Origin of the sequence: Parasphingomonas caseinilytica, from assembly GCF_036663755.1 — a bacterium.
Classification (GTDB): Bacteria; Pseudomonadota; Alphaproteobacteria; order Sphingomonadales; family Sphingomonadaceae; genus Sphingomonas.
Map to the genome: position 1 here is coordinate 25,837 of NZ_JAXOJL010000013.1, position 26,339 is coordinate 52,175.

A 26,339-nucleotide genomic window follows, 5' to 3' on the forward strand; every position below is an offset into this window, starting at 1 on the left:
CGCGACGCCCATTTTCCTACACGCCTCGACAAGTTTCATTTCTAGCTCTAGCCCCGGCCTCGCTTCACCCGCCCGAGGCAAGCGGCGCCAGCGTCCCGAGCCACGCGACAAGCCCCAGCACCACCGCGACACAGCCCGTCTCGACCACAAGGCTCGCACGCAGCGCGCTGAGCGCGTGGACGTAATCGCCGGCAACGATTGAACGTTCAAAGGCCGGCGTCAGCCGGAAGCGATTGAGCGAAGCAAGTCCCATCATAGCGACGAACAGTGCTAATTTTAACAAAAGAAGCTGGCCGTAGAGTGTCGTTGCAAGGCTTTCGACATTTCCAAGGCCGACCAGCATCCATCCGTTGGCCAAGCCGGTGACGACGATAGCGGCAACTACCACCGTCCCCACTGCCCCGAACCCGTGCAGGGCGCGATGGGTCAATGCGAGATGCGCCGTATCGACGCGCGCGGATCGCCGCGATACCAGCAGGATCAGCCCGAGCAATGCGCCCACCCATAGGCCCGAGGCAATCAGGTGAAGGATGTCGGCCGCGAGGTGAAGCCAGCCGATCGCGGCGTCGTCCATCGCACCATGCCCGGTCCACGCCAATGCCCCGAGCGCGACCGCAGCGGAGAGCGCGACGATCCACACCGCAATGCCGCGATCGGGCGCGCGTGTGGCTGCCAGTGCCGCGACGGCGAGCGCCGCCATCCGGACCTTCCAGGCCGTGCCGATCGCCGAGCCTATCAGCAGCGCGCCAACCGCTTCGCCGTCGATCGGCCACGCCGGCGTCCCCGCCATCGAGGAAGCCATCAGCACGACCCAGGCGAACGACAGCAGCAGCCCGACGCTCGCACAGGTCAATATCCAGGGTCGCAGGGCGAGCGCGTCACCGCGCTCGCCTGCCCGCAGACCATAGAGGCTGAAGGCGGACAGGCCGAACAGCGCCGCGAGCGTTAGATAGATCGCGAAGCGAACGCCGATCAGCGACCCGTCCCCCACGGCTCACTTCACCGCAAAGGCATAGCTTCCCGCGACCTTGTGCGTGTCGGTCGATACGACGGTCCAGGAAACGCTGTAGCGGCCCATGGGCAGCGGGGCCTTCGGCGTGATGACGAGCGTGCGACCATCGGGCGACACCGCGACGGCGCTGGCCATCTTCATCGCCGCCATGCCGGGCATGGCGGCCATGGTCACATCGGCCTTGGAAAAGGCGGGCATCAGCTTTTCGCTGAAGTGCAGTTCGATCCTCGCCGGCTTCGCCACGGTCGCATTAGCGGCGGGTGTGGCGGACAGCAGCTTGGGATGGGCTTGGGCAGCGCCAGCGAACGCGACCGAGGCGATGGCGGCGGCAAGCAGAACGGACAGACGGCGCATAGAGGTTCCTTCGCAAAGTGGGCCTGCCCTTCTTTACGCGGCCCGCGCGCCGACCCCTCAGCGCGACCGTCTTGAGGGGTAGCGACCGCATTTGCGTAACCTATGCTAGAGGGGTGGAGTGAACGACATGGATGATCTCGACACAGCTTTGGCGAGGCTGGCGCACGCGCCAGTCCCCGCGAGCCTGGATGGTATCGAAGCGAGAGTGATGGCGCGCATTGCCGCACGCCCGGCGGCACATGCCGGATTGGGTATTGGCGCAGTGACGATCGCAGCGGCGCTGGTCATGGGGATTGTCGGCGCCGGCTTCCCGGCACAACCGGCCCGCGCGATATCGTCTTTTTCCCCACTCGGGCCGGGATCGCCACTTGCGCCCTCGACCCTGCTTGGCGGCGCGCCGTGAGCGGGCGGACACGTCTCATATTGTGCGCCATCGCCTGTTTCATTGCCGCGATCGGCGGTGTGTTCCTGGGTCGCGAGCTATTGCCCGCGCCTGCACAGCCGGGGGCGGAGCTGCATGACGTGCTGCATCACAAGCTGGCGCTCGACGCAGAGCAGGAGGCGCGCCTTCGGGTACTCGAACAAAGGTTCGCGGTGCAGCGGCGCGCGTTCGAGCTGGAATTGCGCGCCGACAATGCCCGGCTCGCCGAGGCGATCGAGGCCGAACATGGCAACGGGCCACGTGTCACGGCTGCCGTCGATCGCAGCCATGCCGTCATGGGCGAGCTGCAAAAGGCGACGCTCGCGCACATCTTCGTCATGCGGCAGCTCCTTCGGCCAGATCAGGCCAGGCAGTTCGATCAGGCGGTGGTGAAGGCGCTGACCGACGACGCGCGTTGAGTCCGGGCGCATGAGCCTTGACTGGATGACACTGACCGAAGGCGAGCTTGCAACCCTTACCATCGCCGGGCGCGATGCCGCCTTCGCTGAGATCATGCGTCGCCATCGGCAGCCGATCTACCGGATCGTGCGTGCGAGCGTCGGCGAGAGCGACGAGGCGCTGGACCTGGTGCAGGAGACGTTCGTCGCCGCACATCAGGCGCTCGCCCGTTACGACGGCAACCGATCGATGCGCGCCTGGCTATCGACGATCGCGCTCAACAAATGCCGGGATTGGGGGCGCAAGCGCACGGTGCGCCGCTTCTTCGCGTTCGCCTTGCCGATCGGGGCGGAGGCGGAAGCGGTGGCGGACGACGCCCGCGCGATCGACGAGGCAGCGGGCGACCGGCAGGAGCTGCGCCGCGTGACCAGGGCCATCGCCGACCTTCCGACCACCTTGAAGGAACCGCTCGTGCTGCGGACAATCGAGGGGCTGAGCCAGGCCGAGACCGCAGCCATCCTGTCGATCAGCGAAAAGGCGGTCGAAACCCGGCTATACCGCGCTCGCGCGAAACTGCTGGAGCAATTGGGAAAGAGCTAAGGGGTAGCGCACCGCACCGCGTATCAAGGCTGTAAGGGGCACGCCTCCCCGCAAGCCTTGAGGACTGAATGAGCCGCACCATCGATCGCCGCCAGATGCTTCGTGGAGCCGCCCTTGCGGGCGGCGGCCTCGCCCTGTCGGCCTATACGCCGGCGTGGGCGCAGACCAATTCGGCAGGCATCACCACGCCGCTCCCAACCATCACCGGCAACGACATCACGCTCCGGATCGCGCGCCAGACGATGATGATCGACGGCCGATCATCCAAGGCGATCGGCATCAACGGCACGGTGCCCGCTCCGCTGATCCGGCTGCGCGAAGGCCAGAATGTGCGGCTTAACGTCATCAACGACCTGGACGAGGACAGCTCGATCCACTGGCATGGGCTGCTGGTGCCGGCGCAATTTGACGGTGTGCCCGGTGTGTCGTTTCCCGGCATCAGGGCACGGTCGAGTTTCCTTTACGAGTTTCCGATTCGGCAGAACGGCACCTACTGGTATCACAGCCATTCCGGGCTTCAGGAGCAGCTCGGCCATTACGGGCCGATCGTCATCGACCCGGCCGGGGCCGACCCGGTGCAGTCCGATCGCGAGCATGTCATCGTGCTTTCCGACCACAGCCAGATCAGCCCCGAGGGCATCTTCCGCCGCATGAAGGTCGATCCTGGCCACTTCAACTACCAGCGCCAAACCCTCGTCGGCCTGTTGGCGGGCAAGGACCAGACTGGCGAGGAGCGCATCGATTGGGGCAAGATGCGGATGGACCCCACCGACATCTCCGATGCGACCGGCCCCGCCTACACCTATCTCGTCAACGGGCACGGCCCGCGCGACAACTGGACGGCGCTGTTCACCCCCGGTCAGCGGGTGCGACTGCGGGTCATCAACGCCTCGTCGATGACCACATTCAACGTCCGCATACCCGGCCTTCGCCTCACCATCGTCCAGGCTGACGGGAACAACGTCATGCCGGTCGAGGTCGACGAGTTCCAGATCGGCGTCGCCGAAACCTATGACGCCATCGTCACCCCGACCGACGACCGCGCCTACACGCTGGTCGGCGAGGCGATCGATCGATCGGGCCTCGCGCGCGCCACGCTCGCGCCGCGTGCGGGCATGGCGGCCGAGGTGCCGGCGCTACGCAAGCGCCCGCTCGCCACGATGAAAGACATGGGCATGGATATGTCGTCGATGGGCGGCATGGAGATGTCGGGCGGCGACATGGGAAAGATGCGCGGCCCCGATCCCACGGCCGAGAAGAACCGGTCCGCCAAGCTCACCACACCCGGCGCCGGCATGGCGATGGGCACGATGGCGATGAGCGGCCAGCAGAGCGCCATGCCGGGCATGGACCACGCGGGCGTGGATCACGGTGCGATGGGGTCGAGCGGCAGCACCGACGGGATCGCCAGCATGGACCATAGCGCGATGGGCGGCCAGCAGGGCAGCATGGGCGCGATGGACATGGGGTCCATGAAGATGCGCGAATTCTCGAACGCTCCCCAGGTGAAGAAGGGACCGGGCGTGCAGACGATCTCGCCGATGCCGATGGATCGCACCGGCGAGCCGGGCCAGGGGCTAGAGGACGTCGGACATAAGGTTCTCGTCTATCGCGACCTGATGGCGCTGACACGCAACCCCGACGTGCGCGCGCCCGGTCGCAGCCTCGACATTCACCTGACCGGCAACATGGAGCGGTTCATGTGGTCGTTCGATGGTGAGAAGATGTCCGACGTGCATGAGCCGATTCCCTTCCTCGAAGGCGAGCGGGTGCGGATCAACCTCATCAACGACAGCATGATGGGGCATCCGATCCACATCCACGGCCATTTCTTCGAGCTGGTGACGGGGCACGGCGATCATGCTCCGCGAAAACATACCGTTATCGTTCAGCCGGGCGGCAAGGTGACATGGGACTTCACCGCCGATGCCGTCGGCGATTGGGCGTTCCACTGCCACCTCCTCTACCACATGCACGCCGGCATGATGCGGACCGTGAGCGTGCGCCCGCGCGGAGACGCCGCATGACCCGTCTTGCTTTCGCGCTTGCAGCGACCGCCTTGCTCGCCATCGCCGCCCCCGTCGCGGCGCAGTCGATGCAGGGCATGAACATGCCCGGTATGTCCATGCCCGCCAAGAAACCCGCCGCCAAACCGGCCGCGAAGGCCAAGCAGCCCGCCAAGGCCAAGCGCCCGCCTGTGCGACGCGCAACGCCCGCCAAGCCTTCGACCGCACCGATGGCGGGCATGAAGGGCATGGACCATTCGGCGATGCCGGGAATGGATATGTCCGGAAGTGCCGAGCAGCCCGCTCAGGGCGCTCGGCAGGGCATGGAGTCCATGCCGGGGATGCCGACGCCCCTAAGCGGCCAGAAACCCGCAGAGGGCTCTTCGCAGCCGATGCAGGGGATGGACCATTCGGCGATGCCGGGGATGACCATGCCCACCGGCCAGCAAAGCGGTCACGACATGCTGGGCATGTCGGGTATGACCGGGATGGCGATGCCCGACATGGCACAGGCCGGCACCGCGCTTCCGGCCGGCAATGCGCCCGCCCCCGCCCCGCCGATGGACCATTACGCCGATCGCCAGTTCCCGCCGGCCGATATGGCGAAGGCGCGCAAGGACATGATGTTCGAGCAAGGCGGCCAGCCCTTCTACCAAGTGCTGTTCAACCTCGCAGAATATCAGGCCCGCCAGGGCCGCGACGGCTATCGATGGGACGGCGAGGCGTGGTTCGGCGGCGACATCAACCGCCTCTGGCTGAAAAGCGAGGGCGAAGGCGCTTTTCGTGAAGGTATCGAGAGCGCCGAAGTGCAGGCGCTCTACAGCCGGGCGGTCGGACCCTATTTCAATTTTCAGGCGGGCGTCCGTCAGGACTTGGGGCCGTCCCCGAAACGCACTTACGCGACCGTCGGGTTCGAGGGGTTGGCACCCTATTGGTTCGAGGTCGAGGGGGCGCTGTTCCTGTCGAACAAGGGCGATGTTCTCGGACGCCTTGAAGGCTATTACGACCAGCGTATCACGCAGCGGCTGATCCTTCAGCCGCGCGTCGAGTTCAATCTGGCGGCGCAGGACGTGCCGGAGAATGGCATCGGTCGCGGACTGACCGACGCCGAGTTGGGGCTACGGCTCCGCTACGAGATCCGGCGACAATTCGCCCCCTATGTCGGCATCTCCTATCTCGCGCAGGCCGGCCGCACCGTCGACTTCACGCGCGCCCAGGGCAAAGACCCGACCACGACGAGCTTCGTCGCGGGCGTGCGCATCTGGTTCTGACGATCGGTCGTTGCCGCCGCCTACTGCGCCATCGCAAGCCAGGCCGGAGCCGCCAGCATCCACAGGGCCATCGCGACCATCATCACGTTCTCGGTGAGCGAGATGAAGCCCAACGGCACGTTGCTGTCACCGCCCACACAGGCGCATTTCAGCTCGCGCTTGTCGATATAGACGGCCTTGATCACCGACACCGCGCCGATCGTGCCGATGACGAGGGCGACCGGCACCGACAGCCAGGTGAGCGCGCCCGCCGCCATCAGCACGCCGGCTCCCCCTTCCGCGAACGGGTAGATGTAGGAATAAGGCACACAGCGCTTTGCCAGCAGGTCGTAGTTGAGGAACATGCTCGAAAAGCTCTCGACGTTCTGGAGCTTGAGCATGGCGAGGATGCACATCGAGAAGGCGATGAACCATTCGCCCGCGCGCACCGTGAACGGCGTCCCGGACATGGCGTAGCTGACCGCCACCGCCATCAGCGCCGTCATGGCGAACACCGCGATCACCGGCCGATAGGTGACGGCCTTGGGATCGCGCACCGTCTTGCCGAAGAAGCGGCGCAGATCATCATAGCCGCCCACCCGCTCGCCGGCGATGAAGGTCTGCGGCGTCGTCTTGACGCCATGCTTCGCCTTGAAGGCGTCGGTTTCCTCCCGCGTGCGGAGCCAGTGATCCTCGACCGCATAGCCTTTCCGGCGCAGCAGGTCTTTCGCCTTCAGACCATAAGGACAGGTGTGTACGGGCATCACCATCCGGTAGATCGTGGCCTGCTTGGCGGGGGCGGTCGCCATAATGCTTCTCCATCGTGCTTGCCCCACATATATAGGGTCCGTACCATAGTCCGGAGTCAAGGCATGGAAGACATGACGATCGCGGGACTTGCGCGGGCGGGCAGTGTCGGCATCGAAACGGTGCGCTACTACCAACGCCGCGGGCTGCTCGACACGCCCGACAGACCGAACAACGCAGGAGCAAGTGGTGGTATCCGACGCTACGGCGTCGGGGACGCGCGTCGGCTTCGCTTCATTCGCTCCGCACAGGCCGCAGGATTTACGCTTGAGCAGATCGGGGAGCTGCTGGCGCTCGACGCAACCGACGACCGCGCGCGTGCGCATCAACTCGCCACCGAGCGCATTGCCGCCCTCGACGCCAGGATCGAGAAACTTCAGCAGGTTCGCGCATCATTACGCCTGCTCGCGGACGAATGTGGGTCGGGGATCGAAGGCCCATGTCCGATACTGGCTGCATTCGAGACCGTTTAGCGGTGCGGCGGCAAGAACATCATCAAGTTGAATTTCGTGCGTAACCAAATCCAGGCTGCGGCGAATTGACTCGGAACACCGTTGGCTTAGGTTGCAGGACGACGTGACAGCCTTGCTTCGCCCTCTTTTGCTTTTGTTCGCTGTCGTAGGGCTGTTTGGACAGACGACAGCGATGGCGATGAGTCCCGTTCAAAGCGATTCCATGTCGATGGCGACAATGGCGGCGATGGAATGCTGCGACGGCATAACATCGGGGCAGATGCACGGCTCGGTGCCGTGCAAGAAGATGACGCTCCAGTGCATTGCGGCAATGGGTTGCCCGGCCGCGGCGATCGCCGAGCCGGTCAGCGTTGCCCTCAAGACACGTCAGCTCGATCGTCTCGATCCGGCCTGGCCGTTGACCGCGCGTCTTGATGGACGGACCTACGGCCCCGACCCCGACCCGCCCAGTTTCCTGATCTGACACCCGGAATCCGTCTGCCGTTGCTGCTCATAAGAGCGCGCACGGCGTGACGACCAATGCTCAGATCAAGGAATATCGTCATGACTACCAAGATTTCCGGCGTCCTCGCCGGCGTTGCCGCCCTACTGGCGGCGACATCCGCGTCCGCCTCCACGATGGCCCAAGAGGGTCGTTATGAATGGCGTCCCGACGTCCAGGCTCCCAGCCCTCGCGGGCCGATCACGGCACCGCGCCGGGTCTGGGTGCCGTCGATGGTGACGGCGAGCGCCGGTGTTTGCGATCACAAGATGGCGGTCAACGGCGACGCTCAGGGAATGCCCTGCTGCGAGAATCAACGCTCGTAATCAAAGGTCGGGAAGTATCGACCGGCGGGTTTCATCCCGCCGGTCGCGCTTAGCGATTTTCCGATCTGCCTGTGGGGGAACCATGTCCAAACTCAACCTATTCGGCGCTGCGCTGGTTGCCGCGCTTCTTGCTGGCGTGGCCCAGGCCGAGCCGCTGACGTTCGACGCAGCGCTTGCCGCCGCCCGAAACCATGCTCCCTCGCTGCGCGCCAAGACACTCGGCACTGACAGCGCGCGGGCCGCGCGCGGTGCTGCGGGTGCCCTGCCCGATCCCAAGCTCGCGCTGGGCGTCGACAGCTTTCCAATTTCCGGGCCGTTGGCGTTCGAGCCCAATCGCGACAATTTCACCTGGGCGCGGGTCGGTCTTTCGCAGGACATCCCGAACGCCGCGAAACGCCATGCCCAACAGGCCCGGGCGGACACCGATATTGCGGCGGCAGAGGCCGAGACAATCGCCGAAGCGCGCACCGTCGAGATCGAGACGGCGATCGCCTGGATCACGCTGGCCTATGCCGAGCGGCGGCTCGCCGCTCTCGAAGCGGTGCGCGCACGGCTGGAGCGTCTCGTACGGACCGCGCCGAGCGCGCTCTCGGGCGGCAGCGCCCGTCCGGCACAGACACTCGCAGGGCGTCAGGCTCTGGCAGCGCTCGAAGACCGCCGCGACGAGCTGGTGTCGGCCGTCGCGCGGGCGCGTGCTGTCCTGACACGATGGACCGGCGACCCGTCGTCGGCGATCGATGGTCCGGTGCCCGAGTTCACGGTCGATCCGGTGCGCTTGCGGGCTGCGCTGGAGCGCAACCCCGTGCTGGCTTCGGTCGCCGCCCGCGTCGGCCAGGCCGACGCTGACGTGCGGCTGGCAGAAGCCCAGCGTCGGCCCGATTTCGGCGTGGACGTCAGCTATCAACGCCGCGATCCGCGCTTCGGCGATTATGTTTCGGCCGGCGTCACGATCGGGCTGCCGCTGTTCCAGAAACGCCGTCAGAATCCGCTGATCGCGGCCCGCGCTGCCGACGCGGCGAAAATCCGCGCCGAGCAGGACGCCACCGCGCGTGAGCTGGCGGCAAGCCTCGACGCCGGGCTCGCCGATCACGTCATGCACCATGCGCAGTGGATGCGCGCGAAAGAGACGCTTGAGCCGCTGGCGCGAGAACGGGTCGATCTGGAGACGGCGAGTTACGCGGCCGGTCGCGCCGGCCTGCTCGACGTCGTCGATGCCAACGGCGCGCTGGCGACCGTCATCCTCGATACGCTCGACCGCGAGGCGCTAGTCGCCATCGATGGCGCGCGCCTCGCCCTCACCTACGGAAGTGACATCCGATGACCCCGCGCGACTTCGTGCCCCGCACACCCGCCGCCCGCCTCGCGGTGCTCGCCGTCCTTGTCAGTGGGAGCATCGGGTTCGTCGCCGCGCGGCTGACGGATCCGACGAGCCCAACCCAGACGGCCGCGGCCGATCAGCGCGCGAAGCGCAAACCACTTTATTATTACGATCCGATGGTGCCGCAGGAGCATTACGACAATCCCAATTCGCTTTCGTCGATGGGCATGAAGACCGTCCCGAAATATGCCGACGAGACCCCCGCAGCGGCAGGTCAGGCGCCCGGCGTCTCAATCGATCCGTCCGCCATGCAGAACCTCGGCATCAGGCTGGCGACCGTGACCGAGGGGACGCTTGCCGGCACGCTCGACGCGACCGGCGCGATCGAATTCAACCAGCGCGACGTGGCGATCATCCAGGCGCGTGCGGCCGGCTTCGTCCAGCGCGTTTACAATCGTGCGCCCGGTGACGTCATCGCCGCAGGCGCGCCGATCGCCAATGTGCTCGTGCCCGAATGGGGCGGTGCGCAGGCCGAATATGAAGCGGTGCGCCGCGCCGGCGACAAGGCGCTGATCGCTGCGGCTGCTCAACGGCTTCGCCTGATTGGCATTCCCGGTGGGACGGCGCGGGGACGCGGGCTGACGACGGTGCGCAGCCCGATCAGCGGGGTTATCCAGACCCTGGATGCGCGCGCGGGTGTGACACTCTCCGCCGGGCAGACGCTGGCGCAGGTGAGTGGCCTCGGCACCGTCTGGCTCAACGCCGCTGTTCCAGAAGTGCGCGCCGCCGACGTCAAGGTCGGCCAGACCGCAATCGCCGATCTGGCGGCGTTCCCCGGCGAGCGCTTTACCGGGCGCGTCATTGCCGTCCTGCCGACGACACAGGCGGAAAGCCGCACGCTCACGGTTCGGATCGAACTGCGCAACGCCAGCGCGCGGCTGCGTCCCGGCATGTTCGCGACGGTTCATCTGGGAGCGAAGTCCGAGACCGTGCTGCTGGTGCCGAGCGAAGCGGTGATCCGCACCGGCAAGCGGATGCTGGTGATGCTGGCGCAGGACAAGGGCCACTATCGCCCGGCCGAGGTCACCGTGGGGCGCGAGGCAAGCGGGCGGACCGAGATTCTCGCCGGGCTTGCGGCAGGCGAGAAGGTCGTGGCCTCGGGCCAGTTCCTGCTCGATAGCGAGGCGAGCCTAACTGGCGCGCCGGCGCGCCCGCTCGCGGGCGACGCGAAATGATCGCGCGCATCATTGCCGTTTCGGTCAAGGCGCGCTGGCTGGTCCTGCTCGCGGCGCTCGCGTTGATCGTCGTCGGGGTCGGCGCGCTGCGCTCGACTGCGGTCGATGCCCTGCCCGATCTGTCGGACGTGCAGGTCATCATCCGCACGACCTATCCGGGGCAGGCACCACAGATCGTCGAGAACCAGGTGACCTACCCGATCGCGACAACGATGCTGTCGGTGCCCGGCGCGCGCGTCGTGCGCGGCTATTCGTTCGTCGGCGACAGCTTCGTCTATGTCCTGTTCGACGACAGCACCGATCTCTACTGGGCACGCAGCCGCGTCCTCGAATATCTGAGCCAGGTGCAAAGCCGCCTACCGGAGGGTGCCCGCGCATCGCTCGGGCCCGATGCGACCGGGGTTGGCTGGATCTACGAATATGCGTTGGTCGATCGGAGCGGCCATCACGATCTGGCGCAGCTTCGCAGCATCCAGGACTGGTTCCTGCGCTATGAACTGAAGACTGTGCCCGGCGTCGCCGAAGTCGCGAGCATCGGCGGCATGGTGAAGCAATATCAGGTGATTCTCGATCCGCAGAGACTCGCGACCTATGGCATCACGCATGACGCCGTAACGGAGGCGCTGAAGCGCGGCAATCAGGAGAGCGGCGGCTCGGTCCTCGAAATGGCCGAGGCCGAATATATCGTCCGCGCGACGGGCTACCTCACCTCGCTCGACGATTTCCGGAGCGTGCCGCTGAAAACCGTCGGCGGCGTGCCGGTAACGCTCGGCGACGTCGCGACGATCCAGGTCGGCCCCGAGATGCGGCGCGGACTCGCCGAGCTGAACGGCGAAGGCGAAGTCGCCGGCGGCGTGATCGTCATGCGTCAGGGCCAGAATGCGCGCGCCGTGATCGACGGGGTCCGCACCAAACTCGCCGAGCTGAAGAAAAGCCTGCCGCCCGGCGTCGAGGTCGTCACCACCTATGACCGCTCCGGGCTGATCGACCGCGCGGTGGAGAATTTGCGCGGCAAACTGATCGAGGAGTTCCTCGTCGTCGCAATCGTGTGTGCGCTGTTCTTGTGGCACGTCCGCTCGGCGCTGGTGGCGATCCTGACGTTGCCGCTCGGTATCCTCGCCGCGTTCATCGCGATGCACGTGCAGGGGCTCAACGCCAACATCCTCTCGCTCGGCGGTATCGCCATCGCGATCGGCGCGATGGTCGATGCGGCGGTCGTCATGATCGAGAATGCGCACAAGCACCTGGAACATTGGGCGCACGATCATCCGGACGAGACGCTGAACGGACCCGAGCGCTGGCGCGTCATCACCGCCGCCGCGGTCGAAGTCGGCCCGGCGCTGTTCCTGTCGCTGCTCATCATCACCTTCTCGTTCGTGCCGATCTTCTCGCTGCAAGGTCAGGAAGGACGGCTGTTCGCCCCGCTTGCCTTCACCAAGACCTATGCGATGGCGGGCGCGGCGATCCTGTCGATCACGCTGATCCCGGTGCTGATGGGCTTCCTGATCCGTGGGAAAATTCCGTCGGAGAACGCCAATCCGATCAATCGCTTCCTTACGCGCGTCTATCGTCCCGCGCTCGACTGGGTGCTGGTGCGGCCGAAGCAGGCGCTGGTCATCGCCGGGCTGGTATTCGCGACCAGCCTGTGGCCGATCAGCCAGCTCGGCGGCGAGTTCATTCCGCAAATGAACGAGGGCGATCTGCTCTACATGCCCTCGGCGTTACCGGGCATCTCGACCGCCAAGGCCGGGCAGCTCCTGCAATTGACCGACCGGCTGATCAAGACCGTGCCCGAGGTGGAGAGCGTGTTTGGCAAGGCCGGGCGCGCCGACACCGCGACCGACCCCGCGCCGCTCGAGATGTTCGAGACGACGATCCGCTTCAAGCCCAAGGACCACTGGCGGCCGGGCATGACGCAGGACAAGCTCATCGATGCGCTCGACAAGGCGGTGAAGGTGCCTGGCCTCGCCAATTTCTGGATCCCGCCGATTCGCAACCGGATCGAGATGCTGTCGACCGGCATCAAGAGCCCGATCGGCATCAAGGTGGGCGGTGCGAATCTCGCCGAGATCGACGCGACCGCGCGCAAGATCGAGCAGGTCGCCAAGACCGTCCCTGGCGTCGGCTCGGCGCTGGCCGAGCGGCTGACCGGCGGACGCTACATCGATGTCGCGATCAACCGGACCGCTGCGGCGCGTTACGGCCTCAACGTCGCCGACGTCCAATCGATCGTGTCGAGTGCGATCGGCGGCGAGACGGTCGGGCAGACAGTCGAGGGGCTGGCGCGCTATCCGATCAGCGTGCGCTATCCGCGCGAATTGCGCGACAGCATCGACGGTCTGCGCAACTTGGCCGTGCTGACCCCGTCGCAGCAGCAGATCACGCTCGGCACGGTCGCCGATGTGTCGATCACCGACGGTCCCCCGATGCTGCGCAGCGAGAATGGCCGACCAGTGACGTGGATCTATGTCGATGGCCGTGGCGCTGCGCTGACGACGATCGTCGGCGACCTGCAACGCGCGATCGCCGCCAAGGTTGTGCTGCCGCCGGGCGTCAGCGTCACCTACACCGGCCAGTTCGAATATCTCCAGCGCGCGGTCGAGCGGCTGAAGATCGTCGTGCCGGCGACCGTGGCGATCATCTTCCTGCTGCTCTACGCGACCTTCCGGCGGTTGGACGAAGCGGCGCTGGTGATGGGCACGCTGCCATTCGCGCTGACCGGCGGGCTCTGGCTGCTCTATCTGCTCGGCTACCACCAGTCGGTCGCGACCGGCGTCGGGTTCATCGCGCTGGCCGGCGTCTCGGCCGAGTTTGGCGTCGTCATGCTCATCTACCTCAAGCATGCGCTGGCTGCGCACGGGCCTGATCCGGACGACGCCGACGTCGAGGCGGCGGTGCGCGAGGGCGCGCTGCTCCGGGTGCGACCAAAGGCGATGACGGTCGCGGTCATCCTCGCCGGCCTGTTCCCGATCCTAATCGGCACGGGGACCGGTTCGGAGGTCATGAGTCGGATCGCGGCACCGATGATCGGCGGGATGCTGACCGCGCCGCTGCTCTCGATGCTCGTGCTGCCCGCAGCTTACCTGCTGCTACGACGCTTCCGTCGACCGGCAGCGACGGCTTCGCACCTAACCACTTCAACCGAGTAGTAACCCATGAAGACCGTCCATCTCATCATCGCCGCAAGCATTGTCACTACCCACGGCATGTCCCAGACGATGAAATCGATGCCCAGCATGGCGGCAAAAGCAGGGAAATCTGGCAACGGTAGCGGCATCGTAAAGGGGCTCGACCTCAAGACTGCCAAGGTGACGATCCAGCATGGGCCGATCCCCGCGCTCGGTTGGCCCGGGATGACGATGGCGTTCACCGCGACGCCAGCGACGATGCTCAAGGCCGTGAAGGTCGGCCAGCGAATCGACTTTGCTGTGCAGATAGCTGCGATAGGTCCGATAGTAACGGCAATCCGGCCCCGTTGATCTTCCCCTCTTCTCGGCGAGCCACAGACCGCTCGCTTGGGACCGGCACGTAAGGGAACATTACATCGCGCTGGCCGCGCGCAGCTCAAAGGTGCAGACCGTGATCATCAGCGTCATAATCTATCAGCGCGCCTTTTGGCAGCCGACCTACGCCGCTTCATTGTTGACTTATGTTACTAATATATTGAAACCAAGTCGACAATCTGCCGCTGCGCTAACCGTGAGAAGTTGAGCTGCAGCCGGCATAAAAGGACGCTAGACAGAACAGGCAGTTGGGACCGTCCCTGTCGGCGATAAGCACAATGCCGAGACTTGCGATTGCGGAAGCGTTTCTAGAGTGCGCCAAGAAGGCTACATCTCAGGATCAACTCAACGACGCGTTACTACAATGCTCCGCAGATATAAAAATCCGGTACTTCGCACTGTTGCATCATGTCGATTTTGCTTTAGCGAATTCTGAAGTTATCCGTCTACACAATTATCCGTCGTCTTGGCAGGGTTGGTTCGATGAGAACAAGCTTGGAACGTCGGATCCCATTCTGCGCGCGAGTCATTCTGCAAGCATTGGCTTCGCATGGTCTGCAGTCCCGCGAATGATCAAACTCACTGCGAAAGATCAAAGCGTACTTTCCCAAGCCAAAATTGTCGGTATCGGCGACGGCTTTACCGTACCGGCGCATGTGCCAGGAGAGATCAATGGTTCCTGCTCGTTCGCGGTGATGGCTGGCGAAGAGTTTCCGACACAGCTCTACGCGATTGCTCAGCTCATTGGCGGATTTGCCTTTGAGGCTGCGAGACGCATCTCTCACAGTCGCGACATTTGGACCGAAGGGCGCGCGACACTGACTGACCGCCAAGTCGATTGCGTCCTTTGGGCGGCACGCGGCAAGACCGACTATGAGATATCCGTCATCCTTGGCATCAGTCACGAAACCGTGATCCAGCACCTCAAAATGGCGCGCGAGCGATACGGTGTTCAAAAGCGCACGATGCTCGCGGTACGCGCACTTTTTGATGGTTTGATCAGCTTTTCGGATATTCTCAAGCACTGATATCCCCCCAAACGAGGTTCTCACGCCTCGGCGTCGCCCGGCAGGCTACGCAGTTATGACACTAAGCCGACCCCGAGTCTTATGGCAAGGTGGCAGATGAGAGGGCATTCGCTTCACCCCCCCATTCCTTGGAATATCGGAAGAAGCGCAGAGTTTTCATTGCTGTAGCCCGTGTTACCCGAATGAACGGCCGCACGTGGCGAGGCACATCATGATCGATATTACCCTGCTTCGGTATGCTTTGGCCGCCGCCGATACCGGCAGCTTCAGCCGTGCCGCCGATACTTTCGGCGTCAAACAATCGACGCTAAGCAAACGCGTTCATTATTTCGAGGCGCGGCTAGGGCTCCTGCTCTTCCAGCGCTCGCCAAGAGGCGTCGTTCCAACGTCTTCCGGTCAACGCTTTCTGACCATGGCGCGGCGCATTCTCGATGACGTAGATGCATTGACCGGCGCGTCGCGGGCGCTTGCGAAAGGGGACGCTGGCCGATTGCGTCTCGGTTTCTGTGGGTCGCTTGCCACTGGCGACCTCTCGGCTACGCTAGCAAGCTACCGTAAGGTTTTTCCAGACATTGAAATCGAAGCCCGGGAAAATGGGCGAACGAGATTGCTCAACAGACTTGAGGGAGATGAGATCGACGTGGCGGTCCTGGCCGGGCGCCCAGAACGTCGCGGCGTTCAGTCACTCTCCTTCTGGAAGGATCCGTTGACAGTCGCCGTTCCGGCTGGCGATCCGCTTGCCGCGCGAGCGCCGCTCTATTGGTCTGATCTTCGCGACCACGGCTTCATGGTCACAGCAAACGATCCCGGACCGGATATTGCCGCGATGATTATTGCGCGATTGTCGGTGCCAGGCCATTGCCCATCGATCATCTCGCAAGACGTTAGCCGTGAGAATTTAGCTCAGTTCGGGACTATTGGGCACCTGCCGGTCATGGCTGGCGCAGCGCCCGAATTGATGGTCGATCCCAGTTCCCATAGCTATCACGAAATCCATGATGCCTCAGGACCGACTGCGCTGGACCAAGGGGTGCACTGGCGACGCTCCAATACCAGCCCCGTTCTCAAATGCTTTTTGCAGCATCTGTCACAGCGCTACGCGCGACCAATTCCCCGCGCATAAGCGCGATGCGAGCTTGTCCGCATACTCAGAGCTTATTGGTTGAATGTTTGCGGAATCAGATGTTCGAAGGGCCGTCACTAGGGAGATCATGACGGCACCTCCCGAGGCCGAAATTGGTGGCCTGCCGATTATCGCAGCCCCCTGCTCGTCTCGCTGGAGGACATGGCCACCGCTATCGGTCTTAAAATCGGCGACAGCATCACGGTATTAGTGTTGGGGGTCGATGTGCATGCGCTGATCCCCGCTTTGCGTAAGATCGACTGGGGCGGCGTTGGCTTAAATTTTGCGATCGTCTTCACGCCTGGGTATATCGAAAAGGCACCCCACGGCCTGCTAGTCAGCGTCTACGTCTCGCCCGCCCGCGACGGCGCGATCATGCGGGTCGCAAGTACGGCGCTTCCGTCGGCGACGTTGATCCGCGCTGGCGATGTGATCGGTCAAATCAGCACTGAGCTTGGTCAGGCCGTAGCGATCCCGGCGGCGGTAACGGTGGTCGCGGCATCGCAGGACTGGTTAGCGCGATATTGGCATCCGGCAGCGACCGACGCTGCGAAGCAGTAATCCTAAAGCTGCTCGGTCGCAGCCAGGGGCAACTGCTGGATGCGCAAGCACTGGACTATGCGATGCTGGGGAAGATGATGGGGATCGCCGGAAGCATATTGGGTTGCACGCTCGAATCGCCTAGGCGCTGCAAGACTTATAAACGGAAGCTGAAGTTTTTAATCAATAATTTGAGGCTGAATGGCTTCGTCGCGACGTTTGTCTCAGGCCACGACGAGCCATAGTCCGACGTTCAGACGGCCATCGACGCTTCCGGATACCTGCCGCTCGTTCACATTACGATCCCCGAAAAACAGCTCCTGATTTGGACTGAGCAAGACAATACTTATCCGTTGTCACCATCCCATCGGCTTGTGCGGTCCACCGGGCGAGCCGTCAGGTCCCAAGAAGGCCTATCGGCAAAGGTGCCTGACGATTCACGCTTTTGTATCGCTCGGGATGCACGTTCCTTGCCGTCATGAACATCCCGATGGTCCAGCAAACCGGACATCCTCGAAACGCCGCCAGAGCGACGGCGGCGAGCGCAAGCGAAGCAATCAGTGCAATGACGCCGGTCTCGCGACCGATAGCGATCGCCGTAAGTATGGCGCCAATGCCGATCACACCGCGCAACGCATGTTCAAAAAGCGATTTGCTGGCAAACATTCGGGGTCAACCCTTCCTAAAGCACCATAAGCCGTGCCCAAACAGCCTCGCCCTCCCAGCGTTTTTCCGAAAGAAAATGCCCGTTTGTTGTTGTTTATACGCGTGTGACTTTACAAAGCTGATTTCCGTTCAGATTTTTTATCTTTGCGAGACGAGAAGTCTTGCAAAGGGATGGTTGCTTACGTCCGGTCTGAATGACGCCGGCAGGTCGGGTGAATAATTTCGCAAAGCTTGCTTTCGTCGACGGTGGTTCATGCGTTGCGGCTTTGACGAGCGGGACGGCAGTCGGTGACAAAGCGAAATGTTAATAGATACCAATATTCTCGACATCCGTTTGGCGAGAGATCTATGAACATGTTATTGTCGGCTTTTTATTAACACTCGTTGTGACAGACGGTAATTAAGCTACCGATTCTAAAATCATAAGTTCATAAATAATTAAGCTATGCGATAACTTCGGCCAGATCAGCCAGATGTATGATCTCGGAAATTGACTTCGCGCCCATCCTTCCCATAAGATTTGCGCGATGCATTTCTACGGTTCTGATACTTATGCCGAGATTCATGGCCAGTGCTTTATTCGACCATCCTACGATCAAGCCTTGCAATACCTCTCGTTCGCGAGTCGTTAACCGACCGACCCGCGCAATTGCATCTTTGCGCCTACAGGCAATTTCCACATTTACAGGCAAACTTTCAAATAAAGTCGTCAATGTCTCGATAAGTATCGCATCCGTAAATGGCTTTTCGAGAAAATCTTTCGCGCCACTTTTCATCGCTTGGACGGCGGTCTCTATGTCTCCGTGCCCCGTCATAGCGACGACGGCGAAGCGATTGATCCGGATGCCAAGCTCACTGAGAACGGCCAAACCGTCGATCTCCGGCATGCGTATGTCCAACAACACACAGCCCGGCGATAATTTGTCGACGTCGTCTAGAAAGTCTCGGCCGGATGCAAACGTCCGCGTCGAGTACGCCGTAGTGCTCAGCGAGAATGACAGCGAGCGCCGGACCATGCTGTCATCGTCAACGATATAAACGTTCGCTGATGAAGGAATGCGATCGCTGCACGTCGTTAATTGCAAAAGATCGCAGCTAGCAGGAAAGGCGGTATCCATCACCTAGGCCGCTTCTGCATGCTGCTGAGGAATCGAGAAGCAGAAGGTCGATCCGGTTCGATCGCTGCGTTCGAGCCATATATGGCCGCCATGCCCCTCGATAATAGTGCGCGAGATCGACAGGCCCAGTCCCATGCCGCCTTCCTTGTCAGATGCGGTCCACGAGAAAATACCGTGCGCTGCCTGGGCGGGGACGCCGTCGCCAGTGTCGGTCACGCTCACGGTAGCGTTACCGCCGACGATCATCGCTTGGACCATCACGCGGTGCTCTTCGACCACGACGACTGCTTCACAGGCATTTCGGAGGAGATTGATGAGGACCTGCTGAATCTGCACGCGATCTCCGAACATCATGAGGCCGTCCGCCGTGAGGTCAATAAGAGCGATCTTTTCCGCGCATGTTGCACCGACCAGCCGCAGACACTCGCCAATTGCAGCCTTCAGGTCGAAGCTAGTCTTACTGGTCGTTCCTCGTCTGGTAAGGTCGCGAAGGTGACGGATAATATCCCCGGCGCGCTGCGATGCTTCCTCCGTCGCGCGAAGCCCCTCACGCAAGCGATCGGCGCTGTCGGCTTTCGGATCAATGAGCCGCTGACAACCGGCCACGTAGCTGGAAATCGCAGCCAAAGGCTGGTTGAGTTCGTGCGCTAAGGTCGTCGCCATCGCACCCATCGCATTGACGCGCGATAAATGAACCAGTTCCGCCTGCATGGAAGCTAGATCCTCAGCGGCCTCTCGTTCGGCCGTCACGTCATAGCCTTCGCAAAATAGACCGGTGACGACATTACCGGCGTTGCGAACCGGCTGGTAAACGAAATTGATGTAGCGGGTCGTTGTCAACTTGCTTTCTGGGGACCGCAACGTGATCGGCATGCCCGTGCCAAGATACGGTTCGCCCGTTTGAAATACTCGATCCAAAATTGCGATGAAGCCCTGCTCGGCAATTTCGGGCATCGTATCGGCCACCGTTTTGCCGACCAAGTCATTGCGTCCGACCAGCCGTTTGTAAGAAGCATTGGCGAAGGTAAATCGGTGATCTGAGCCCTCGGAGGTGGCAATGAAGCCAGGGGCCTGATTGTAAAGCGCATGAAACTCGTTCCGCTGCTTCAGCATCCGGTCGATATGTCCACCGAGCTCCATGAACGATAAAAAATGTTGTTTGATAGTGCCGTGCTCGTCACGCACAGGGCTAAGATAAACAGCGGCCAAAAATTCGCTTCTGTCGGCGCGTCGGCATTGTAACTCCCATGTTCCATCGGCCCCGTCGACCAGAGCCTGCTCGATCGACGACAGGGTTCCCCGATCAGTTACATCTCGCAAAATAAACAGAAGATCCTGACCGACGATTTCGTCCCGAGTGAATCCCGTCAAGCCTATGAAGCTGTCGTTCACGAACACGATTGGGTTCAAATGCCCTTCGGCGTCAGTGAAAACCATCGGCATGCGCGTGGTCTCGGCAGCGACAACGAATGGGCCGAGGGCTTTACGGAATCGCTCGACGCGTTGCTCGGCATCGAATTGTGAACGGCTCGAATCGATCGTTTCGCCCATAACGTCGCCTGTTGTTGTACGGCTACATCGCCGTCTCTCATCAAGCTGCATTATCGCCCTATTTCGCGAGCGTGTCACGCCGTCTCACTACCGTAAAATTACGGTATTCCTCCTTAAAAGCGTCGCAACCACTCACGTGCGACCCGCTATCTATCGGGAGAATGCCCTCTCCAAAGCCGTCCAGAGAACGGCAACTTACAGGGCGGCCATCTAGGTTAGGTCGCCGCCGAACCACGGAAAGGATAGAGAATGGACGTTGCGCGTCTTTTGAACGAACATTCCAAATTGCGGTCACTGAGTGCTGCTCTTATTGAAGCTGTTTCCACTAGTGAACCGGGCGATTTAAACGAGCTTGCTCGCCGTCGTTGGGACCTCGCTCGGATGGTACACATGCACCTCGCCTACGAGGAACGTCACCTCTTCGCGCCCCTGGAGACCGACCCCCGATCCAAAGTGCGTCTGGCAAGCATGAGGGCGAAACGCAGCGTTGAGCAGTTGCATTTCCTATATAAGACGCACGTCGAGCAGTGGGACGTTGCAACCGTTCAAAGCCGCTGGCCCGCGTTTCAATTGGCCGTCAAATCCCTCGTCGGGCGGATGATCGATAAGATGAATCTCGAGGAGACTGAACTTTTCCCGCTCGTCGCAAACGATGTGGCAACGGAGCGATGCTGGCGGCCCGGCATGAGAAATTGGGCTGGCGATGGTGTCGCGTTGCAACCGCTCATCCGAAGCCTCGGCAAACGCGACGCTGACGCTTTATCAGCGACCTCGGCAGCTCGCCCTTCAAAGCCATGACCATCGTGCGCGTTTTGATCATCGACGACTCGGTGACGATGCGGGCGATGCTCGAGCAGGTCATCTCGGCCGACCACGAGTGCCAGGTTGTCGGCGTGGCAGCCAATGCCGAAACGGCGTTTGCCCTTTTGACATCATGCCGCCCCGACGTGATCACGCTCGACCTGACGATGCCAGGAATAGATGGTCTACAGTTCCTCCGCATTGTCCGGGAAAAGCGGCATCCTCCGATCGTTGTAGTTTCTTCCGTCTCGAGGGCAGGTGCCGGCGAAACCGATTTGGCTCTCAAGGCCGGAGCATCGGCCTGCTTCGATAAAGCTTGTCTGCTGGCCAACGTACCACTCTTTTTACGAACTTTGAAAAAGGCCGCACGGTGCAAAAAAGCTGCTCTGCGTGTGCAAAAAAGCAGGGAGGTCGTAAGTGATTCAAATCCTTTTTAAACGCTGCTGGAGCCAGTAAATGGAGCGCTCTATCCTTTACGTAAGTAAGCGAGCGCCTCTAACGACCGATCCAGCGATTACAGTCGAAAGTATCGTCTCAGAAGCACGGCTCTATAACGAGCGGCTGGGCATCACCGGCGCACTTGCCAGCACGCACAATCATTATGCGCAGCTTTTGGAAGGAGACGGCGCAATACTCGACTGCCTGATGCGCCGAATAGATGGCGATCAGCGCCATACCAACGTAACGTTGTTAAGGGTCGAGGCCATAGCGCGGCGGCGACTGCCGGATTGGTCGCTAGCGTTTGCGGGACCCTCGCATTACGAAGGCTAGTCACGCTTCCGGAAATATTATTATATTTCAGCACATTAGGTAAGAGCAAGCGCCGTCGCGTCCATTCCACCCAGTTGATTCCCAAACTCGCCCGAGAACGGGCGATTCCGGCTTCCTATTGAAAATACTTTGGTAGGCAAATTTTCCAAAACCCGTCCTCCGCTATACCCGGAACCAGGCAGCATAGGGCAGTCCCCTATCCACTTGTAATCGAACGTTCAGCCCCCCCCCTCGATCGCCACCCCAAAGCGGACGTTCCGCTTACGCTCAACAGCCGAGATTGCCGAAACATCGAAGGCCTGACAGAAGCGGACGCGAATTAGTGTACGTTTGGCCACGAAGCTCCGGAGAGTGTTCAGTGCAAGGTCTTTGTCGTCTCGCCGCATTTGCAATTGTAGCCGTCATGGCTCGCCCGGCCTTCGCCGAGCCGTGCTCGCCGGTCCGCGAGGCGGCAAGCCTTTCACTCCCTGCTTTTGAGAGCGCCGCAGAACTCGTGACCCCACCGCAAGGGGTAAGGCTACGCGGAATAGTGGTGCTTTTCCCGGGGTCCGACGTCGCCGACCTGGACGGCGCAATAGAGGGCGTCAATGGCACGATTATTTCCCGCCCGATGCTTCAGGTCGCAAATCGTTTAGCATGTGCCGGGATCGCCTCGTTTCGCTTCAATAAGCGTTATGTCACCGGACCGACTACGGTAGATCGCGCAAAATTTGACGCGCTGAATGGCGCTGATTTTGCAGCCGACGGTCGCGCCGCCGTGGCTTTCGTCAAAGCTCGTGCTGAACTTCAAAAAGTTCCGCTGGGCCTTGTGGGTTGGAGTGAGGGAACGACGGTCGCAATGGCAGTCGCCGCTACAAATCCTTTAGTTCGCGCGCTTGTCTTGATGGCGCCCGTTGTCGATACTCCAGCGCAGGTAGCGCAGGCTCAGTACCAGCGTATCGGTAAGCCATATCTCGCGCGCTATGCCAGTTCGCAGGGACTTGATGCAAAAGCCATTGCACGGGCCGACGCTGGTCCAGGCGGTGATCTCGCTCATATCTTTGTCAGAATGTTTCGGGGCTTTCGACCCGGCGAACGTGTAAATCCGTTGCTCGACCGTAATGCCGACGGCCGCATCACTTTCGCCGAAGCCGATCTTATTATTAGGTCTTGGTATGCCGACGGACCAAATAGTGGTCTTGGCATGGCGTCCACAGCACGAGCGCTTAAGGGCGTTAGGGACGCGTTTTCCGCAACCACCGCGCAGATACTAATGCTTCAGGGACTGAACGATTCAATGATAGATTCCAGCGCGGCACAACGATTTGCTCGCCAACCGGATGCTCGCAAGCGCGTCAAGCTGGTGACTTATGCGGGCTTGGGACATTCGCTCGGAGCAGCGATATCGCCGCAAAATGACAAGTTGCTCCCGGTCGCGCAAAAGCCCCTCGATGATATGGCGACATGGCTTGACGAAGCTCTTTCGCGATAGAAACCCGCTGGCATTAGCAGGCGGGGCCGAGCTTTTGTTGAACCAGCTGCGATAGCGAGCGTCCGGTATAAGGCTTCGACAAGAAAACCCCATGGTCGGGTAGTTCGCTATCTGCGAACGTTTTTGCCCCCGAGGTGACGATCAGTTTGATATCTGGCTGTTGCGCGAAAACGATTGCTGCGAGGTCTATCAACAATGGCTGGGCGTCGATTTTGACAGCAAGATCTGTTCGTCCGCTCGCGCCCACGACGTCCAGGGTCAGATTTTCCGCGAAGGTACCTATATCGAAAGAGGTGATGTCAGGTGACTGGTAAAAGTGGCGATGCACTACAGCGAGTGCGTCTATTCGCGTTACGACTTAGCGGTTTTGATGCCGACTGCTCGATAGCGATGGTATTTGCAGGCGGCATTGGCGGTTGACATGAGCGTGATCTCGTTTGCCTTTTTGCGACACCTCACATAACTTCGAGCTGCTAAATCTGGGTGACACACGTCAAAGGAACGGTCGCGATGATCGGTAAGTCAAAAGTGTTAGCGGGAGCAATCGCGCTTTTAGCCATGCCGGCGCATGCAGATGCTCCTCTGACACGCGCTGCGTTTGGCGAGGACACCGCGGCGCTAGCAGCACAGGCCGCTGATGGCGGCAATTGCCCGAAGTCCATGCAGATCGTAGCGGCAGACCTACGTGACCCGCGTTTTGCGACACTCTCTGGAAACAATAAAGGGAAAATACTTACGGTGTGGGCGCGCTGTGCACAGCAGATGTCTATGCGGCCGACGCAACCGAGGCGCCGGATGTGAAGTTGTCTTGCGTGTCACAACCCAAAGGTGGTGACACCGATATCAAGTCGGCTTTCTGTTAACTTTTCTTTGATGCAGACAAGCCGCTTCCCACAAATCCGCCTTACGCGTCAGACGCAGCGGATCGTCGCCAATCTGGCGGGTGGGGCTTCACCTTGCTGCGCATCTGCGACGGTCAAAGTCTTTTCGCGCCGGCCAACATGTCAGCCTGACAGAGCCTTTTCCAGACAGATTGCCCTAAACCGCCAGCTCCATCGGTACTTAAGGGATCCCAGCTGTATCGCGTCCTATCGCGGTGCCGCAAAGGTCGAGCGTACAACCGCGACGACCGCGTTTGGCACTGACGACCCCGCGAGTGGCCCCAGGAACAACAGGACAAGAAACACGCCGATGATGCGAAGCATGATGCGCTCCTGCCTGGCGTTGAGCCTCGGCGCAGGCGGCGTCGGGTCGAAGCCGTCGGGCGGTGGTGGCCACGCGGTGGAGTCGAAGAACATGACGTTCACACTATCAGAAGCGCGGCGAAGTTTCTCGCGCGGATTTGCGCTCGCTCGAATTGTCTACCGGTCTGCTCGCCCAGTTGCGGACTTCCGATGGTTGGGTGACGATCCGAAATGCGGTCTTTCATTCTCTCGTCGCTAAGCTCCGTCGCGCTCGCATCGTTTGCTGCCAAGCCGGTCGAAATCGCTGCCGATAGGTGCTGGTCTGTGCCTGTCGGCAATAAGGTCGACGGCACCGCCATCCTCTTCGCCCACGCGCTGCAAGACGGTTGCATCGAATGCGGAGCCTCGGTTTCAGGACGAAACTGCCCAGGTGTCGGCTTTGCCATAGGCAATAAGGCTGTTGATCTAGCCTACGACCGGATCGTGCAATCTGCGCGGACTGACAGATTCGGTAACGTACAGCCTATCGTTTATCTGTCAGGCGACTTTATCCCAAACGGCGCGACCGGCAAGCCGATGATCTGCGCTAGCCACTTGCATCCTACAGAAGCTGGCCGTCGCACCGGAGGCTAGTCGCGGTAGCCTGCCGCAAAGCGGCCATTCCCTTTCCACCACAATCGGTCGTTCCGCATGCCGATGGACATACCCGAAAGCGGACGGGCCGAAAACGCCCACTTGCGGACAATGCGAGCGCCGACATACGTCTCAGGGATGACACGCAACGATGCTCCAATTTTGGCGGCAATCCTAGCGGTTGGCATTATCAGCATGCTGACCAGGGGCGAAGCGGCAGCGGGGGAAGGGCTTAGCCGGAAGAATGAACCGCTTGGCTTTTGGTTCGTCATCCTTGCCGCGAGCGTTGGTTTCGTCGCCATGCTCCTTGCAGCATGGTTGCTGGAGGTCCGCTTTCGGACATTCCGCATACGCCCCAATTGTGGTCATCCGTTGGGTGTGCCAATTTACTGCTATGGCCGAAGACGATTAGGGCAACTAACGATCGCGCTTATAACCTGGTCGCGCAGGAAGCGGAGTGAACCGTGGGTTATAAAATCGCTCCGTGGATTATGGCGGCCGGCATAGCCATATTTATCGCTTACATCGTTCGAAACGATGAAGCCCCCGCTCGCTTTGCCCCGATCAATCGAATTGACGAACCGATCTTGTTCCGCTTTGTCATCGGCTTCTATGTCATTTTGTTTTTTTTATCCTGTTACATCGGAGTGCGTCTGCTCTAACGGCTCTGCAATCGGCCGCTAACTACCAGTTGCGGTCGTGACGCAGGTGCCTATGCTTACCCGTATGCGGACGCTCAGAAAGCAATTTGGTCGGGGGAAAAGGAGTCTGGAGGCGGCAGCAGCGATCACCCTTATCGTCCTTTTCCTCGGAGTCATGTTGGCAGGCATACAAGAGAACGTCATGCTGCGGGACACGCACTATCTTCCCTCAGCACGTTGCCAGAACGATCCTGCGCACTTCAGAATTGCTGACATGAAGATTGAGCGATGCGTTGTGGCGGAGATCGCTGCACGATGGGATGCATTGGCTCGCGTTCAGCAGTTCGGCTGGCCAGCTTGTGCGATCCTGTTTGGTGGATTGTTCATATCACAAATGAAGCGGCAGCGGCGACTGAATGAGCGCAACGTCTGCTAAGTTGCGCCCTTAATCCAGGATCGGACGTTCCGCACGTTCAGCGGCAATGGTCAAAGCGGACAGGCCGCTTACGCCGGTGGGTTCAACCGATCGTCGCAACGCTCTGTGCGAACATTTCAGCTGGCGTTTGGTACATCAAGGTTTTTCTCGGCCGCTCGTTGAGCTGTCGGGCGATGGCGCTGAGCTGGGCC

At 61.4% G+C, this 26,339-nt stretch carries 28 protein-coding genes; 21 read left to right on the forward strand and 7 right to left on the reverse strand.

Annotation, left to right across the window (positions count from 1 at the left end; translation table 11 throughout):
* Positions 1-64: 64 nt before the first annotated feature.
* Together copD and copC are read right to left on the reverse strand one after the other, a co-directional pair.
* Positions 65-991 carry a copper homeostasis membrane protein CopD gene (copD, locus tag U1738_RS19300; RefSeq protein ID WP_332790661.1) on the reverse strand — a complete coding sequence of 309 codons (927 nt, stop codon included), beginning with the start codon at positions 989-991 and terminating at the stop codon, positions 65-67.
* Positions 992-994: 3 nt separating this feature from the next.
* Positions 995-1,366: a copper homeostasis periplasmic binding protein CopC gene (gene copC / locus U1738_RS19305; protein WP_332790662.1), complete on the reverse strand. Its 372-nt coding sequence runs from the start codon at positions 1,364-1,366 to the stop codon at positions 995-997.
* A gap of 127 nt (positions 1,367-1,493) precedes the next feature.
* Here copC and U1738_RS19310 point away from each other — a divergent pair, with 127 nt between their 5' ends.
* The 5 genes from U1738_RS19310 (at position 1,494) to U1738_RS19330 (ending at position 6,063) form a co-directional block, all read left to right on the forward strand.
* Positions 1,494-1,769: a hypothetical protein gene (locus U1738_RS19310; protein WP_332790663.1), complete on the forward strand. Its 276-nt coding sequence runs from the start codon at positions 1,494-1,496 to the stop codon at positions 1,767-1,769.
* Entirely contained in the window at positions 1,766-2,206 is a 441-nt protein-coding gene (locus tag U1738_RS19315) for a periplasmic heavy metal sensor (RefSeq protein ID WP_332790664.1), read from the forward strand. Before U1738_RS19310 ends, U1738_RS19315 begins: the two co-directional genes overlap by 4 nt.
* A 10-nt stretch (positions 2,207-2,216) precedes the next feature.
* Positions 2,217-2,786, forward strand: a complete 570-nt coding sequence (locus U1738_RS19320; protein WP_332790665.1) for an RNA polymerase sigma factor — start codon at positions 2,217-2,219, stop codon at positions 2,784-2,786.
* Between the two features lie 68 nt (positions 2,787-2,854).
* Positions 2,855-4,813 (forward strand): copper resistance system multicopper oxidase, encoded by a 1,959-nt coding sequence (locus U1738_RS19325; RefSeq protein WP_332790666.1) that lies wholly within the window; start codon positions 2,855-2,857, stop codon positions 4,811-4,813.
* A complete protein-coding gene (locus U1738_RS19330; protein WP_332790667.1) occupies positions 4,810-6,063 on the forward strand; it encodes a copper resistance protein B in 1,254 nt (417 codons plus the stop codon). Before U1738_RS19325 ends, U1738_RS19330 begins: the two co-directional genes overlap by 4 nt.
* Positions 6,064-6,083: 20 nt before the next feature.
* On the opposite strand, the gene U1738_RS19335 is transcribed toward U1738_RS19330, so the two are convergent.
* Positions 6,084-6,851 carry a MauE/DoxX family redox-associated membrane protein gene (locus tag U1738_RS19335; RefSeq protein ID WP_332790668.1) on the reverse strand — a complete coding sequence of 256 codons (768 nt, stop codon included), beginning with the start codon at positions 6,849-6,851 and terminating at the stop codon, positions 6,084-6,086.
* A 63-nt stretch (positions 6,852-6,914) separates the two neighbouring features.
* Here U1738_RS19335 and U1738_RS19340 point away from each other — a divergent pair, with 63 nt between their 5' ends.
* The 10 genes from U1738_RS19340 (at position 6,915) to U1738_RS19385 (ending at position 16,897) form a co-directional block, all read left to right on the forward strand.
* On the forward strand, positions 6,915-7,322 hold the full coding sequence (locus tag U1738_RS19340; RefSeq protein WP_332790669.1) for a MerR family transcriptional regulator: 408 nt from the start codon (positions 6,915-6,917) through the stop codon (positions 7,320-7,322).
* Between the two features lie 202 nt (positions 7,323-7,524).
* Positions 7,525-7,785, forward strand: a complete 261-nt coding sequence (locus tag U1738_RS19345; protein ID WP_332790670.1) for a hypothetical protein — start codon at positions 7,525-7,527, stop codon at positions 7,783-7,785.
* A gap of 80 nt (positions 7,786-7,865) precedes the next feature.
* Positions 7,866-8,129 (forward strand): hypothetical protein, encoded by a 264-nt coding sequence (locus U1738_RS19350; protein WP_332790671.1) that lies wholly within the window; start codon positions 7,866-7,868, stop codon positions 8,127-8,129.
* A gap of 82 nt (positions 8,130-8,211) precedes the next feature.
* Entirely contained in the window at positions 8,212-9,450 is a 1,239-nt protein-coding gene (locus U1738_RS19355; protein WP_332790672.1) for a TolC family protein, read from the forward strand.
* Positions 9,447-10,682 (forward strand): efflux RND transporter periplasmic adaptor subunit, encoded by a 1,236-nt coding sequence (locus U1738_RS19360; protein ID WP_332790673.1) that lies wholly within the window; start codon positions 9,447-9,449, stop codon positions 10,680-10,682. Before U1738_RS19355 ends, U1738_RS19360 begins: the two co-directional genes overlap by 4 nt.
* A complete protein-coding gene (locus U1738_RS19365) occupies positions 10,679-13,831 on the forward strand; it encodes an efflux RND transporter permease subunit (protein ID WP_332790674.1) in 3,153 nt (1,050 codons plus the stop codon). Before U1738_RS19360 ends, U1738_RS19365 begins: the two co-directional genes overlap by 4 nt.
* 6 nt (positions 13,832-13,837) lie before the next feature.
* Complete coding sequence (locus tag U1738_RS19370; protein ID WP_332790675.1) at positions 13,838-14,161, forward strand: copper-binding protein; 324 nt, start codon at positions 13,838-13,840, stop codon at positions 14,159-14,161.
* Positions 14,162-14,463: 302 nt separating this feature from the next.
* Entirely contained in the window at positions 14,464-15,213 is a 750-nt protein-coding gene (locus U1738_RS19375; RefSeq protein ID WP_332790676.1) for a helix-turn-helix transcriptional regulator, read from the forward strand.
* Between the two features lie 211 nt (positions 15,214-15,424).
* The gene (locus U1738_RS19380; protein ID WP_332790677.1) at positions 15,425-16,336 is read left to right on the forward strand and encodes a LysR family transcriptional regulator; all 912 of its coding nucleotides are present in this window, start codon (positions 15,425-15,427) and stop codon (positions 16,334-16,336) included.
* 162 nt (positions 16,337-16,498) lie between these two features.
* Entirely contained in the window at positions 16,499-16,897 is a 399-nt protein-coding gene (locus U1738_RS19385) for a hypothetical protein (protein WP_332790678.1), read from the forward strand.
* A gap of 375 nt (positions 16,898-17,272) precedes the next feature.
* Here the strand turns inward: U1738_RS19385 and U1738_RS19390 are convergent, their stop codons facing one another.
* The 3 genes from U1738_RS19390 to U1738_RS19400 form a co-directional block, all read right to left on the reverse strand.
* Entirely contained in the window at positions 17,273-17,542 is a 270-nt protein-coding gene (locus U1738_RS19390; RefSeq protein ID WP_332790679.1) for a hypothetical protein, read from the reverse strand.
* Positions 17,543-17,985: 443 nt separating this feature from the next.
* Entirely contained in the window at positions 17,986-18,660 is a 675-nt protein-coding gene (locus U1738_RS19395; RefSeq protein ID WP_332790680.1) for a response regulator transcription factor, read from the reverse strand.
* A gap of 3 nt (positions 18,661-18,663) precedes the next feature.
* Complete coding sequence (locus U1738_RS19400) at positions 18,664-20,211, reverse strand: sensor histidine kinase (protein WP_332790681.1); 1,548 nt, start codon at positions 20,209-20,211, stop codon at positions 18,664-18,666.
* 249 nt (positions 20,212-20,460) lie between these two features.
* Between U1738_RS19400 and U1738_RS19405 the strand changes: the two genes are divergently transcribed.
* From U1738_RS19405 to U1738_RS19420, 4 genes are all read left to right on the forward strand, one after another.
* A complete protein-coding gene (locus U1738_RS19405) occupies positions 20,461-21,009 on the forward strand; it encodes a hemerythrin domain-containing protein (RefSeq protein WP_332790682.1) in 549 nt (182 codons plus the stop codon).
* Positions 21,006-21,449 (forward strand): response regulator, encoded by a 444-nt coding sequence (locus U1738_RS19410; RefSeq protein WP_332790683.1) that lies wholly within the window; start codon positions 21,006-21,008, stop codon positions 21,447-21,449. Before U1738_RS19405 ends, U1738_RS19410 begins: the two co-directional genes overlap by 4 nt.
* 19 nt (positions 21,450-21,468) lie before the next feature.
* A complete protein-coding gene (locus U1738_RS19415; RefSeq protein WP_332790684.1) occupies positions 21,469-21,783 on the forward strand; it encodes a BLUF domain-containing protein in 315 nt (104 codons plus the stop codon).
* Between the two features lie 403 nt (positions 21,784-22,186).
* Complete coding sequence (locus U1738_RS19420; RefSeq protein ID WP_332790685.1) at positions 22,187-23,254, forward strand: serine aminopeptidase domain-containing protein; 1,068 nt, start codon at positions 22,187-22,189, stop codon at positions 23,252-23,254.
* Positions 23,255-23,267: 13 nt separating this feature from the next.
* Here the strand turns inward: U1738_RS19420 and U1738_RS19425 are convergent, their stop codons facing one another.
* Positions 23,268-23,582 carry a hypothetical protein gene (locus U1738_RS19425; protein ID WP_332790686.1) on the reverse strand — a complete coding sequence of 105 codons (315 nt, stop codon included), beginning with the start codon at positions 23,580-23,582 and terminating at the stop codon, positions 23,268-23,270.
* A gap of 1,953 nt (positions 23,583-25,535) precedes the next feature.
* Here U1738_RS19425 and U1738_RS19430 point away from each other — a divergent pair.
* Both U1738_RS19430 and U1738_RS19435 read left to right on the forward strand, forming a co-directional pair.
* The gene (locus U1738_RS19430; RefSeq protein WP_332790687.1) at positions 25,536-25,733 is read left to right on the forward strand and encodes a hypothetical protein; all 198 of its coding nucleotides are present in this window, start codon (positions 25,536-25,538) and stop codon (positions 25,731-25,733) included.
* Positions 25,734-25,797: 64 nt separating this feature from the next.
* Positions 25,798-26,148, forward strand: a complete 351-nt coding sequence (locus U1738_RS19435) for a hypothetical protein (RefSeq protein ID WP_332790688.1) — start codon at positions 25,798-25,800, stop codon at positions 26,146-26,148.
* The last annotated feature ends 191 nt before the right edge of the window (positions 26,149-26,339 follow it).